Genomic DNA, 13,346 nt, shown 5'->3' on the forward strand with positions numbered 1-13,346 from the left:
TCAAATACCCCCTGCGTGCATAGAAATCAGCAACATGCCTAGCGCCATCACTCCGCACAGCAATGTCAGGATGATACCGGTTTTTAACACAACCGACAGGACCGGGCCTTCCTTGCCCGACAGGCCGACGGTTGAGCAGCCAACAAGGATTTTGGATGGGGCCAGCATGCTGCCAAGCGATGCGCCAGCCGCCTGTGCAGCCAACACAAGTGACGTGGAAATGCCGGCAAGTTCGGCGGTGTGACGCTGGAACATGCCAAAGACAACGTTGGAATTGTTCGTACTGCCGGTCATAAACGCACCCAGCGCACCAATGGCCGGTGAAATCACCGGGTAGGCGACCGAAAAGGCCCCGGAAAACAGGGCCGCACCGCCCTCGGCCAAGGCATAGGTCATGCCTGCATGGTCCATAATGATCGCAAGCCCAATCACCGGAACCATGCCGATACTGGTTGGAAGGCCACTTTTAAGGGTGCGTTGCCAGATACGTTTGCCAATGCCGTCATCATAGTGACCGCGCATTTTAAAGAAGGCGAAGCTGATGGCAGACGTATAAAGAAGTAACGCCCCCGGATGGCCGAAAATGGCAATTGCCTTGGCGCTTTCCGGGTTGATCAGCCAGCCAAGGGATGTGCTGGTGGCCGGGAAATCAAGGGTAAAGCGGATGTGGCCAAGGAACGCCTCGACCGCCGGGATAAAGGTCGCACAGCCGACCAGCACAATGAACACCAGATAGGGAGTTAGCGCTTCAAGAAGCGGCATGTGTTGATGGTCATCTTCGACCTGTTCGACAATATCATCGGGATGAGGTTTCCAGAACCGGGTGACAAGGATGGACATTGCAAGCCCGGCAATCCCGGCGGTAAGGCCGCCCAGCGTCCAGACGCCGTAATTGGCCATAACATATTGTGCAACACCCATTACACCGGAAATCAGGACAAGCGGCACGATCCGGCGACGAATGGTGCGAAAACCGCCATCAAGCCACAAAACAGCAGCACCACACATCATCCCCGACAGCCCCAAAAGAATGGCGGCGTCATGGGTAAGCTCGGTTCCGGGAATGCCCGTCACACCAATAAGGGCTTCGAATGAGGTGGCCATATTGCCAAACAGCACCGACCAACTGTGCCCGATCATCGGGGCGGCAACAGCCAGAACCGGCGAAAACCCCATGCCGAGCAAAAGCGGTGCGACCACGGCAATTGGCACGCCAAAGCCCGCAACCCCTTGCAGGAAACTGGCAAACACATAACCAAGGATCAGCAATTGAAGTGGGCGGTCATCGGTTAGCGACCGGATTGCACGGCCAATGGTCTTAATCGCACCTGCTTCGTCAGCGGCGAAATACAGGATCAAGGCAGCCCAGACGATATAAAGGATATAAAGGGCCAGCATCACGCCCTTGGCCTGGGCAATGATCAGCATGTCGGTTGGGGCGCCGAAATAGAAAACGGCAATCAGGGCTGTGACAAACCAGGCCGCAGCACCGGCACGGGCTGCCCCCCAATTGGCCTTGATCATTAAAAAAAGGATCGTCGCAATCGGCGTTGCCGCGAGGAGAAACTCAGTCATAGGGAGCGCACCATAACCTTTTGAAACAAGGGTATTGTCGTCACGATTGCGACGGTGCGCGCATAGTGTCCGAGCAAGGATATAAGTGCAAGCTGTGATGAATTGTATTTCGTATGATGAAATGCAAATACCGGGTTCACGATGCACCCGGTATTTGCATTTTTTAATCGGTTATTTGATGCGTTAGGCGCAGTCTTGTTTGGTTTTTTCTGCGCCGAGCTCATTGAACAGGTCGGCGGCAATACCAAATGATTTCAGGCGGGATTCCTGATCATAAATATTGGCTGTAACCATGACTTCATCGACATTCGTCATATAAATGAATTCGCGCAGTTTTTTGCGCACGGTGTCACGTCCGCCGATGGCGGCATAGCGCATGGCGTGATCAACCCCGGCTTTTTCGACCCGGTTCCAGATTTCACTCATATCCTTAACCGGCTTGGGAAGCTGACCCGGAGTGCCGCGGCGCAAGTTCAGGAACTGTTGCTGCATCGAGGTCGCAAGATATTCACCTTCTTCGTCACTATCCGCAGCAAAGAAACCCATCGCGGCAACCGCATAGGGTTTATCGAGCTGTTCGCTTGGTTCAAACCGGTGACGATAAAGCGAAAGCGCATCCATCAGCATGTCCGGGGCAAAATGCGATGCAAAGGCAAACGGCAGGCCAAGGCGCGCTGCCAAATCAGCCGAAAACAGGCTGCTGCCTAAAAGCCACATCGGAACTTGCGATCCATAACCCGGAACTGCGCGGATCGGCGGGTTGCCTTCAAGCGGGGCCAGAAATGCCTGAACCTGAAGCACGTCCTGAATAAATCGGTCTTCCGACCCGTGCATATCACGGCGAAGGGCTGCGGCGGTCCGTTGGTCGGTTCCCGGTGCGCGCCCGATCCCAAGGTCGATGCGCCCGGGGTGTAATGCGTCAAGCGTGCCGAATTGTTCGGCAATCACAAGCGGCGCATGGTTTGGCAACATTACGCCGCCCGATCCAACGCGAATGGTTTTCGTGCCCGCCGCCACATGGGCGATTACGACCGACGTTGCCGCACTGGCAATGCCGGGCATATTGTGATGTTCGGCCAGCCAGTAGCGGTGATAGCCGAGTTTTTCTGCATGCTGAGCAAGTGTGAGCGTATTGCGCAATGCATCACTGGGATGCTCACCGGCATTGACCGGGCATAGATCAAGGAGAGAATATCGTACCATTCGACAGACTTTCAGTTTGGCGCAGGCCGTTAGATGCTGGCGCGCCTGATTTCGACGTTGATGTTAATCTAGCCTGAAATCGCAACCTTGCCAGTACCAAGAGACAATGAACATGATGGAACAGAACAAAAGAGATCGGAAATGTTGATCATTCTTGGTGGTTTACCCGGTGTCGGCAAGACATCTGTGGCGCGAATTGCCGCGCGTGCCCTTGGGGCAATTCATTTACGGATTGATACAATCGAACAGGCAGTTCTTGATGCCAATGTGCCACCAGATGACGATATAGGTCCGGTTGGCTATATGGTGGCAAACCGGCTTGCGACGGATAACTTGCGGCTGGGCCACACGGTGATTGGCGATGCCGTCAATCCGATTGAAATAAGCCGTTCTGAATGGCGGCGCGCTGCTGAACGTGCCAAAGTGCGATATGTTCAGGTTGAGTTGATTTGCTCGGACAAGGCGGCCCATCGTCAACGGGTCGAAACACGGATCAGCGATATCGAAAACCATAAGCTGCCAGACTGGGCGAAGGTTTGCGCGCGTGAGTACGAACCATGGCAGCAGACTGATCTGGTGATTGATACAGCACGCATGTCACTCGAAGAAGCGGCAGGGAAACTTGTTGAATTTGTTCAGGATCAAGATTCAAAGCTTTGATTTTAAAGTGTCATTTTTGAATTTCGCTAGGTGTTGTATCGCGATGAGCGGCCAGCGTACGGCTGACAAAATTGCGAAGTGCGATTGAAATGTCATTGCCGCGATAGGCCAGCGACAGTTCGGCGATTGGCACGTCGCCCTTTATTTCGCGGTAGACAACCCCATTGGCCTGAAGCTGGGTCATCGGTTTGGGGACAAGCGAAAAGCCAAGTTCAGCGGCAACGAAATTGATCACCGAGCCAAGCTGTGGCGCGGATTGACCCAGTTGCGGTTCAAACCCGGCCACGCGACAGGCGCTGACGACTTTGTCAAAATGGGTGGGGCCAACCGCGCGCGGCGTCAAGATCAGGGCGTCATCTCGCAGTTCGGTCAGGGCAACCTTGCCACCTTGGGCCGCAGGATGCCCAGCGGGCAGGACCAGCACCATCGGTTCGGCCGAAATCACATGCAGGCGAATACCGTCACCGGCAACGGCATCCTGACGCAAGAAAACCGCATCAAGACGTTCGTCCTTTAACCCGGTGACAAGCTGTGCCGAGTTGGCTTCTTCGAGTGTCATTTCAACACCGGGAAAGGCACGGCGGAAGTCGCGAAAAATGCGCGGGACCGATGGGCTGAAGGCGGCGGATGCGGTGAAGCCAACCCGAATGGAGCCGACTTCGCCGCGCCCGGCACGCTGGGCCGCACGAATGGCCCGTTCGGCAAGGTCGGGGAACTGTACGACGATGTCCAAAAAGGCCGATCCGGCCTCGGTCAGTTCCGCACCATGGGGGACACGGTGAAACAGCGGTGTTCCGATTTCGGTTTCAAGATCACGGATTTGCTGGCTGAGTGGCGGCTGACCAATGCCAATCTTGGCTGCTGCACGGGTGAAGTTTCCTTCGCGGGCGACGGCCAGAAAATAGCGGATATGACGCAGTTCCATGATTGGTATATCCAAAACATATCAAGATTGACTGTATCATATATTGGACGGATGACGGGCGAAGTGCAACCATAAGAACCGTTCCACGAATAGTTCCAAACGAGGCCATAAATGCCTGCATATCGGGAAAAATCCCCGGCTGCGCCATCTGATTGCGATGCTGATACCACATCACAGAAAAGCACGTCGCCCCAACGTGTTGATGACCCACTCGCGTCCACCAACGTCCAAACGACCACTGAACCGGTCTGGATTAAACCCGGTTCAGCGGCGTTTCGCCGTATCAGCATCGCACTTTTTCTGGCCGGTTACGCGACATTCTCGCTGATTTACTGTGTGCAGCCATTGTTGCCTGAACTTTCGCGTCATTTTGCCGTAGGGCCAGCCGAAAGCTCGCTCGCCCTTTCCTTGACGACCGGTTTTCTGGCCTTTGCCATTTTGCTGGCGGGCGCGGTATCGGAGGCGACAGGGCGCAAGAAACTGATGCTTGTATCGATGTGTGTGGCGTCGGTTTTGAACCTGATTGCGCCATTGCTTTCGGACTGGCATGCCTTTTTGGTGGTGCGCGCCCTTGAAGGATTGATGCTGGGCGGGGTGCCTGCGGTTGCCATGGCCTATCTGGCCGAAGAAATAGACCCGAAAGCCCTTGGCATGGCGATGGGGATTTACATCAGCGGGACGGCGATTGGTGGGCTGAGTGGCCGTGTCGTGATCGGGTTCCTGACCGATCTTTTTGGCTGGCATATCGCATTGGGGGCGATGGGGGCGCTTGGCCTTGTCGCGGCCCTTGGGTTTGCGATTTTGTTGCCAGCATCGCGCAACTTTGTCCAGAGACCGGGATTTCAGATCAGATATCATCTGCGGGCTTGGGCAGGGCATCTAACCCATGCGGGGTTGCCGTTTGTGTTTCTGATCGGCGCCTTTGCCATGGGCTGTTTTGTGACGATCTTTAACTATGTTGGGTTCCGTCTTTCAGATGCGCCATATGGGCTGAGCCAAAGTCAGATCGGCCTGATCTTTGTTGTCTATCTGTGTGGTTCGGTGACGTCTTCGATTGCCGGGGCTTTGTCGGACAAGCTTGGCCGGGGTCCTGTGTTGGTTGTTGGGGTTCTTTTGGCCGGTGTTGGTGTAGCGATGACCATGCTGGAAAGCCTGCTTGGTGTGATTGGTGGCATTGTTGTTCTGACCAGCGGATTTTTTGTTGCCCATTCGATTGCAAGCGGCTGGGTTGGGCGTCTTGCACAAACATCCAAGGGCCATGCATCATCCCTGTATTTGCTGGCCTATTATCTGGGATCAAGCATTATGGGGTCGGTCGGTGGCTGGTTCTGGGCGCATGGTGGCTGGAATGCGGTGGCTGGATTTGCCGGAATGCTTCTGGTTTGTGCGCTGTTATGTGGTCTGTATCTTTGGCGGTTGGCAACGCAGGCCGCCCGGCGTGCGCAGGGTAATTTAGTCGAGGCGGCGTAGGCATGGGTGAGGGGGCGCATATGTTCCTGAACCTCAGGACCTAAAACAAAACCCCCGGCCATTTCTGGTCGGGGGTTTTGCTGTTTCGGGTGCTGTTTTCGGCGTGGCCTAAAGCCAGCTTGGGCTCGGCAGACCTTTTTCTTTGAGGAATTCCGGATTCCAAAGCTTGCTTTGATAGCGCGTGCCAAGGTCACACAGAATGGTGACGATGGTTTTGCCCGGTCCGAGTTCACGGGCAAGGCGCACCGCACCTGCAATATTGATCCCGGTGGAACCGCCCATGCACAGACCTTCTTCTTTCAAAAGATCAAAGACGATTGGCAGCATTTCTTCATCAGAAATCTGGAACGGGTGATCAATCGCAACCCCTTCGAGGTTGGCGGTAATACGCCCCTGACCAATGCCTTCTGAGATCGAGATTCCTTCGGATTTCAGTTCGCCAAATTTATAGTGACTGTAAAGGGCTGCCCCCATCGGATCGGCAAGACCGATATGGATGTCTTTGTTGCGTTCTTTAAGTGCCAGCGACACGCCAGCAAGCGTACCACCGGTGCCAACAGCACAAATAAAGCCATCGACTTTGCCATCGGTCTGTTCCCAGATTTCTGGTGCCGTGGTGTCGATATGACCCTGACGGTTGGCGACATTGTCGAACTGGTTGGCCCAGATCGCGCCATTGGGCTCAGACTGTGCCAGTTCTTCGGCCAGACGGCGCGACACATGAACATAGTTGTTCTGATCGCGGTACGGCACGGCGGGGACTTCGCGCAAATCCGCACCCAAAAGACGCAGTAGGTCTTTCTTTTCCTGGCTTTGGGTTTCCGGGATCACGATGACAGTACGATAGCCAAGCGCATTGCCGACAACAGCAAGACCGATACCAGTATTGCCAGCCGTTCCTTCGACAATGACGCCGCCCGGCTTTAAAAGGCCGCGTGCTTCGGCGTCGCGAATGATGGCAAGGGCGGCGCGATCTTTCACCGATCCGCCCGGATTGGCGTATTCTGCCTTGCCCAGAATGGTGCAGCCCGTCAGCTCGGAAACTTTTTTAAGCTTCACAAGTGGGGTGCGGCCAATGGCGTCAATGGTGCCATTGCGAATGTCCATGACAGACTCCCAACGTGGTTAGGTTTAAAATGTGATTACCCGTTGATTGGGTCTTTTATACACAAAAGTCAAGATGGTTTGAAATATATAACTTATGTTTTGTGTTAAATGTCAATTGAGCGCAAAGTCTATATTATGGGCGCAATGCGCTGGTTTCCTTGCGGATGCGGTCGCGGTTGAGCATAAGCCACTGTACTGCAATTGTCGCCGTTGCATTGCAGAGTTGCCCGTTTTGCAACATGGCAAAGCATTCCTCGGCCGATACTTTGTAAACGCGGATGTCTTCGCCTTCGTCAACAACACCGTGAATGCCACCAATGTTCGTGCTGTCCACGCGACCATAATAAAGGGTGACGGTTTCGCTTGAGCAGCCCGGTGTGACATAATAACGCGATATATATTCCAGATCGCCAATGATGGTGCAGCCGGATTCTTCCAGGGTTTCGCGATGTGCAACGTCTTGCGGTTTTTCACCGTCTTCTATGATGCCTGCGACAATCTCATTTAGCCACAGTGGCATGTCGGGATAGGTTTTTTGAACTGATATCGCACCCGGGCGAAACTGCTCGATCAGAACGACTTCATCACGTACCGGATCATAGGGAAGGACGGCAACCGCATGTCCGCGCTCAAGCACTTCACGATCAAGAATAGCACTTTTGCCACCTTCAAAGGTGTCGTGGCGCAGGCGATATACATCAAGCTTGAAATACCCGTTCCAGCCGCGGCTGTGTTCGATAATCTCGTAGTTTTTCGGGGACATGTAATCCGTTTCCATAGTCGTTTCGAGCAAGTGCGATAAACATATTTGTAGGGTGTTTAGGAGGCAATACTCAGCCTAAAGTATTTATTATCCATTTGTATGGTAACTCTAGACTCCTGTTTATTCAGACGATATCACATTAAGGGTGATGCAGGCGCTTGAGTGGCAGGCAGGGTATCGGGTTGTTTTAATGATCGCTAATGTAGTGTAGGCTAAGAGGCCAATTAGGCGCAGTGATTGACACATATCGATCCCTGCAGAAAATGGTCCGGATTCCGGGGGATGCAGGACGTTGATGCGGTTCGAGCCAACAGAGATCGCACGTCTGTATGGGCGTTCACGCGTAGGGGTTGTTGTCCACAAGGACCTTCAGGCCGTGTACGTCAACGATGCCTATGCCAAGATGCTTGGCCGTCGGGACGTCAAGGATTTCATGACCGCACCCGACATGCGCCAGTATATCCCGCCCAGTTTTCACCATGAAGCCACCAAACTTTCCGAAAACTATCAAAGCAGCACGGGTTTTCACGGCTGGAAGAAGGTCTATAACATTCGGGCTGACGGGTCGCCTGTGTGGATGGAAATCAGCGATGAAACCGTTGAGTGGGAAGATGGTAGTGCTGTTCTGACCACCGCACAGATGATTGATAATGGCACAACCGCCATGCAGGTCGATCATATGCTTGGCCGGTCTTTCATCGGGGTGATGGTTCATCGCAATATGACCGCACTTTATGTGAACGATTCCTTTGCGCACCTCATGGGGGCGAAAAATGCCAGCAGTTTTATGGAAAAACCCAATGTTCTGCGGTTTATCCCTAAGGAACATCAATCCAGAGCCATTAAGCATGTTGCCGATATTCTGAGTGGGGACCGCACAGGGGATCGTCATCGGGTGGAGGATGTTCTTGATGATGGAACATCAGTTTGGCGTGATCTGACAGATGAGCGCATTTTATGGCATGACGGAAAGCCAGCGGTTCTAACGACCGCACATGATGTCCGTGACGAAGTCGAAATGCATGACGAATTGGTGCGTGCGAAGTCCGGACTTGAGGCCGCCGTCACCGAAGTCATCCGGATGGTGCCTTCGGCTGTGGCCATGCTTGATAGCAAGCTTGATGTCATTCATTACAATTATGAATTTTCCCGCCTTTTTGGCGCGGATGGAACGGCAGAAGACGTCGAGCCAGTATTTGAAATTACGGCGTTGCGCGATTGTTATGAACGCTTAAAGGCCGCTGGGCATGGGCACGCGACGATTGATGAAATGCAAACACCTTCCGGGCGTATGGCCGATATTCGTATGAATATGATGGAGGGCGGTGGTGTGATGGTTTCGGCCACTGACATTACCGATCACAAGCGTAAGGAAGAGTTCCTTGATACGCTGGCATCGACCGATCCGCTTACCCGGGCGCTCAACCGGCGCGGCTTTGAAAGTGCGGTCAGTCGGTTGCGTGAAATCCGGCATCTTAAAGATAAAAGTTGGTTGTTTGGCTTGATCGTTCTTGATCTTGATTACTTTAAACAGACCAACGATACCTATGGCCATTCTGTTGGTGACCGTTTGCTTGAAAAAGTTGCTCAGGTTTTGCGCCAAGCATTGCGTGATGATGACCTTGTCGTGCGCTTGGGGGGCGAAGAGTTCGCCGTTCTGTTGCCTTCGGCGACAGCTGCGGTAACCAAACGCATTGCAGAACGTTTGGCCAGCATGATCCGAGAAATCGAAGTGGCCGTCGACAAGGACGGCAGTACGGTCGCAAAAATCACGGCAAGTTTCGGCGCAACCGTTGGCGGTGAGGGACGGCAAAAGTTTGTTGAACTTGCCGATGCGATGCGGGTTGCGGATCGTGCCATGTATGAAGCCAAAGAAGCCGGTCGTGATCAAATCAAGTTCAAAACGCTTGATGAGATAGACGATTAGGGGCAGCGGTGTTTAATGCCCGGTTCTTAAATTCACACTTCCCGAAAGTCGAATTTATCCTATTCTGTTGCATGCCATAGCCATGTGAAGCAGGAGAGTTCCAAATGGATGTTCGCGCAATGATACCCGCTGATGGATCCGCCGTTGTGGATGTCTATCACCGTGGATTACAGTCCGGGCATGCGTCGTTTCAGGAAAATGCAGGCACATGGTCCGATTGGGATCAGGGGCATCTTGATGTCTGTCGATTGGTTGCCTGTGATGGGAACGGACGTATTTGCGGCTGGGCTGGGCTTTCGGGTGTTTCCGGGCGATGTGTCGATCAAGGGGTTGGCGAAATATCGGTTTATGTTGACCCGGCCAGCCAAGGACGGGGCATTGGCAGCATGTTGCTGGCATCCCTGATCGCGCAGAGTGAACAGAATGGGTTTTGGTCATTGGAGGCCGGAATTTTTCCAGAAAACCAAGCCAGCATCGCGCTTCACCAAAAACACGGATTTGATATTGTCGGGCGCAAGCGTGGTTTGGGCCGGATGAACTATGGGCCAATGGCAGGCCAGTGGCGCGATGTTATGGTGTTGCAACGGCGCAGTGAAACTGTTGGGATTGAATAACTTGCGGATTTTTCGACGGTGCTAAGCAGGGAAAACTGCGCAGAAACCCTTACATGCGCTTTAAATTCGGCCTCGAATAGGGTAATCAACTGATCGAACCCGCGAAAACCCACAAACGAAGATTTAAACAGGAGAGCGCCACCGTGAACGAGATCAGCAAAATTGCCCCGGTCGCGATTTGGGGGAACTTCCAGAAACTTTGCGATACCCCGCGTCCGTCGACCAAGGAAGAAGCTGTGTTGCAGCTTTTGGAAAAAATGGCAGATGCCAAAGGGTTCGCACACTTCCGCGATAGCGGTAGCAACCTTGTTATTACGGTTCCCGCCAAGCCGGGCTATGAAGACCGTAAAATGGTTATTTTGCAGGCCCATGTCGACATGGTGACGCAGGCAAATTCCGGTTCGAGCCATAATTTTGATACTGACCCGATCCGCATGGTGATGAACGGCGAATGGATTACGGCCGATAACACCACGCTTGGTGCGGACAATGGTATCGGTGCTGCGGCCATGATGGGTTTTATGACCGAAGATGGTCTGGAGCACGGTCCGCTGGAGCTTCTGTTCACAGTTGACGAGGAACGCGGCCTGACCGGCGCGATGAACCTTGAACCGGGGCGTCTTAAGGGTGATATCCTTCTGAACCTTGATACCGAAGACGAGTATGAGCTGTGTGTCGGCTGTGCCGGCGGCGGCGATCTTGTCGCGACCTTTAATTATGCGCCAGTTGCTGTGGATGCCGGGTTTGTTGCCCGTGATATCGCGCTGACCGGTCTTAAGGGCGGCCATTCGGGCATCGACATTATTCTTGGTCTTGGCAATGCCAACAAATTGATGGCGCGTTTCCTGCGCACCGCAATCCGCGACCTTGGTGCGCAGATTGTCACCATCAATGCCGGAACGGCCCGCAATGCCATTCCGCGTGAATCTTTTGCATCGGTTGTTTTGCCAGCTGATCAGGCTTCTGCTTTCAACACCACACTGGCAGCCTTTGGTGCCGCCGTGAAAGACGAGATTGGCGCAATCGAGCCAAACTTCAACATTGCCGCCAAGGATGCTGATCTTCCTTCAACCGCAATGAGCGCGTCTGACTCGCAAAAATTCAACAATGCTTGTGTCGGTGCGCCAAATGGTGTGCAGGCCATGAGCACAAGTGTTGAAGGGGTTGTTGAAACCTCGATCAATCTTGCGATCATTAAACTGGCGAATGGCAAGGCCGATGTGACCCTGTCGGCACGAAGCTCAATCAACTCGGCGCGCGATTCGATCCGCGAAGCCGCAACCGCTGTTTTTGAAAACATTAGTGCAACCGTTACATGGGGCGATGCTTATCCCGGCTGGAAACCGGACGCGGATAGCGAAGCTGTTAAAATGATGATGGCGGTTCATCGCGATATGTTTGGCAAAGACCCGGAAATTCGGGTGATCCATGCGGGTCTTGAGTGCGGGGTTCTGGGATCCAAATATCCGCATTGGGACATGGTATCATTCGGGCCAACGATTAAACGCGCGCACAGCCCGGACGAATGTGTACATGTGCCAAGTGTGACCCGCTTCTGGGATTATCTTTTGGCCGCATTGAAGTCTATTCCGGCAAAGGCCTAATCGTTTTTTGTGACGTGAAAAGACCTGCAGATTAGAAGTCTGTTGCTGCGGCTGACTGCCTTTGGTGGTCAGTCGCAGCTGTTTTTGCTGCACCATGTATCGCGCGCATCTGCGCCATTACCCGGGACAAGTGCATCAAGATTGACAAAGCCGGTTTCACCGATGGATGTGTCGATCTCAACCCAGATGCCTTTGCTGTCACCGGAAATATAAACCGTTTCAAACCGCGCCAGCCGTCGAATGATCGTGTTGGTCACGCCCGCACCGTTGCGCATGTTGAGTAAATCACGGTCGACATAATATGGATCGCGGTCTTCGCCGATCATCTGTTCGACTTGGCGGGTGATTTGACTGCCTTTTTCAGCGACCATGGCAGGAAGATCACGGGTCAGGAACCCTTGGCCAGGGCCAAAGGCGATCAGCAGGGCAAATATCACGACGAAAACCGGACTGAGATGGAGCAGGGCAACCATCATGCCCACCCGTTGCCATTCATCACGCACCCGTCTGGCGGGTTGACCATCTTCGAGGCGGCGGATGCTGGTGCGAATTTGTTCGGCAAGGGCCGAGCGGTTTGTACCGATGAAATCACGTGCCTGAAGCAAGACCGCGCGCGCCAGTGGTCGGTTGCCGGATTTTTCAAAGGCGGTGGCTTGGGTGAAAAGAAGTTTTGCATTGCCTTCGGCCGGGAACGTGCCGCCGCGCATGTTGCCAAGGATCGCACGCCATGCCGGGATGAAACTGCGCCAGCCCCAGAACCCCCGCAGCCATGTCTTAAAACTTGCTTTGAGCGCCATCCGCCGAGCCCCTTTGGGGGCAAGGTAGGCTGAGACGACTTCTGTGCGGACAGAATTGAAAAAGCCACGCACGATTTTGAATTCGACGAGACGCGGCTGTGCCGATACGACGCCGGTGACCGCGCACTGGATAAATCCCGCGGCGTTGCTGTCGGGTCTTTTGCCTTTGTGGCGGCGTGCGCCGGGGTGAATGTTGCTTTTGCGCGCGCTGGCTTTGGCCTGCTGTTCGCGGTAGGCCTGATTGGCACGGGCGACCTTGTCATCCTTGCCGGGGTTGGCCTGTTGTTCTTTGCGGCCGGATCCGGCAAAACCTTGACGGGTTTTGTTGGCATTGCGTGCACCTGCGGCATCAGGGCCATAAGCCGAGGAAGTCGATGATTTGGTTTGAGCTCCTGCGGAGCCGTTTTTAGGACTACTGGCCTGCGCGGGAGCCTTGCGTTCACCGGTCAGGATTTCATAGGCCTCGGTAATGTCTTTGAATTTTTCTTCCGAATCCGCGTCAGTGTTGCGATCAGGATGGAATTCAAACGCCAGTTTGCGATAGGCAAGCTTGATTTCCTTCGCACTGGCACCAGGCGCAATGTTCAGCATGCGGTAATATATGCTCAGGCGATCCTGATTCATGGTGAAAGAAAATTCCTGTCCTGCATGGGTTCCCGGCATGGGGAAGTTATTTGATGGCCATTTTGACAATGGCTTTT

Annotated in this window: 11 protein-coding genes; 5 read left to right on the top strand and 6 right to left on the bottom strand. The window is 53.8% G+C overall.

What is annotated here, in order from left to right:
- The gene (locus AMM48_RS16895) at window positions 1–1,575 is read right to left on the bottom strand and encodes an L-lactate permease (protein ID WP_102784990.1); all 1,575 of its coding nucleotides are present in this window, start codon (window positions 1,573–1,575) and stop codon (window positions 1–3) included.
- A 183-nt stretch (window positions 1,576–1,758) separates the two neighbouring features.
- Complete coding sequence (locus AMM48_RS16900) at window positions 1,759–2,778, bottom strand: LLM class flavin-dependent oxidoreductase (RefSeq protein ID WP_102784991.1); 1,020 nt, start codon at window positions 2,776–2,778, stop codon at window positions 1,759–1,761.
- A 141-nt stretch (window positions 2,779–2,919) separates the two neighbouring features.
- Here AMM48_RS16900 and AMM48_RS16905 point away from each other — a divergent pair, with 141 nt between their 5' ends.
- Window positions 2,920–3,438 (top strand): AAA family ATPase, encoded by a 519-nt coding sequence (locus AMM48_RS16905; RefSeq protein ID WP_102784992.1) that lies wholly within the window; start codon window positions 2,920–2,922, stop codon window positions 3,436–3,438.
- A 10-nt stretch (window positions 3,439–3,448) separates the two neighbouring features.
- Here AMM48_RS16905 and AMM48_RS16910 read toward each other — a convergent pair whose 3' ends face one another.
- A complete protein-coding gene (locus tag AMM48_RS16910; protein WP_102784993.1) occupies window positions 3,449–4,363 on the bottom strand; it encodes a LysR family transcriptional regulator in 915 nt (304 codons plus the stop codon).
- A gap of 111 nt (window positions 4,364–4,474) precedes the next feature.
- Here AMM48_RS16910 and AMM48_RS16915 point away from each other — a divergent pair, with 111 nt between their 5' ends.
- Entirely contained in the window at window positions 4,475–5,833 is a 1,359-nt protein-coding gene (locus tag AMM48_RS16915) for an MFS transporter (protein WP_102784994.1), read from the top strand.
- A gap of 108 nt (window positions 5,834–5,941) precedes the next feature.
- On the opposite strand, the gene AMM48_RS16920 is transcribed toward AMM48_RS16915, so the two are convergent.
- Together AMM48_RS16920 and AMM48_RS16925 are read right to left on the bottom strand one after the other, a co-directional pair.
- The gene (locus AMM48_RS16920; RefSeq protein ID WP_102784995.1) at window positions 5,942–6,940 is read right to left on the bottom strand and encodes a cysteine synthase A; all 999 of its coding nucleotides are present in this window, start codon (window positions 6,938–6,940) and stop codon (window positions 5,942–5,944) included.
- A 133-nt stretch (window positions 6,941–7,073) separates the two neighbouring features.
- A complete protein-coding gene (locus AMM48_RS16925) occupies window positions 7,074–7,703 on the bottom strand; it encodes an NUDIX domain-containing protein (protein WP_101300128.1) in 630 nt (209 codons plus the stop codon).
- Window positions 7,704–7,998: 295 nt separating this feature from the next.
- On the opposite strand from AMM48_RS16925, the gene AMM48_RS16930 reads away from it, so the two are divergent.
- From AMM48_RS16930 to AMM48_RS16940, 3 genes are all read left to right on the top strand, one after another.
- The gene (locus AMM48_RS16930) at window positions 7,999–9,630 is read left to right on the top strand and encodes a diguanylate cyclase (protein ID WP_102784996.1); all 1,632 of its coding nucleotides are present in this window, start codon (window positions 7,999–8,001) and stop codon (window positions 9,628–9,630) included.
- A 104-nt stretch (window positions 9,631–9,734) separates the two neighbouring features.
- Window positions 9,735–10,244 (top strand): GNAT family N-acetyltransferase, encoded by a 510-nt coding sequence (locus AMM48_RS16935; protein WP_102784997.1) that lies wholly within the window; start codon window positions 9,735–9,737, stop codon window positions 10,242–10,244.
- Window positions 10,245–10,387: 143 nt separating this feature from the next.
- Entirely contained in the window at window positions 10,388–11,848 is a 1,461-nt protein-coding gene (locus AMM48_RS16940) for an aminoacyl-histidine dipeptidase (protein WP_102784998.1), read from the top strand.
- 68 nt (window positions 11,849–11,916) lie between these two features.
- Here AMM48_RS16940 and AMM48_RS16945 read toward each other — a convergent pair whose 3' ends face one another.
- Window positions 11,917–13,269 (bottom strand): DnaJ domain-containing protein, encoded by a 1,353-nt coding sequence (locus AMM48_RS16945; protein WP_102784999.1) that lies wholly within the window; start codon window positions 13,267–13,269, stop codon window positions 11,917–11,919.
- Window positions 13,270–13,346: the final 77 nt, after the last annotated feature.

It is taken from the genome of Thalassospira sp. GB04J01 (assembly GCF_000751115.1).
GTDB classification, from domain to species: Bacteria; Pseudomonadota; Alphaproteobacteria; order Rhodospirillales; family Thalassospiraceae; genus Thalassospira; species Thalassospira lucentensis.

Bases quoted from the DNA above. Each gene is read 5' to 3' on its own strand.
- AMM48_RS16895 (WP_102784990.1), bottom strand. From the start codon at position 1,575: ATGACTGAGTTTCTCCTCGCGGCAACGCCGATTGCGACGATCCTTTTT.
- AMM48_RS16900 (WP_102784991.1), bottom strand. From the start codon at position 2,778: ATGGTACGATATTCTCTCCTTGATCTATGCCCGGTCAATGCCGGTGAG.
- AMM48_RS16905 (WP_102784992.1), top strand. From the start codon at position 2,920: ATGTTGATCATTCTTGGTGGTTTACCCGGTGTCGGCAAGACATCTGTG.
- AMM48_RS16910 (WP_102784993.1), bottom strand. From the start codon at position 4,363: ATGGAACTGCGTCATATCCGCTATTTTCTGGCCGTCGCCCGCGAAGGA.
- AMM48_RS16915 (WP_102784994.1), top strand. From the start codon at position 4,475: ATGCCTGCATATCGGGAAAAATCCCCGGCTGCGCCATCTGATTGCGAT.
- AMM48_RS16920 (WP_102784995.1), bottom strand. From the start codon at position 6,940: ATGGACATTCGCAATGGCACCATTGACGCCATTGGCCGCACCCCACTT.
- AMM48_RS16925 (WP_101300128.1), bottom strand. From the start codon at position 7,703: ATGTCCCCGAAAAACTACGAGATTATCGAACACAGCCGCGGCTGGAAC.
- AMM48_RS16930 (WP_102784996.1), top strand. From the start codon at position 7,999: ATGCGGTTCGAGCCAACAGAGATCGCACGTCTGTATGGGCGTTCACGC.
- AMM48_RS16935 (WP_102784997.1), top strand. From the start codon at position 9,735: ATGGATGTTCGCGCAATGATACCCGCTGATGGATCCGCCGTTGTGGAT.
- AMM48_RS16945 (WP_102784999.1), bottom strand. From the start codon at position 13,269: ATGAATCAGGATCGCCTGAGCATATATTACCGCATGCTGAACATTGCG.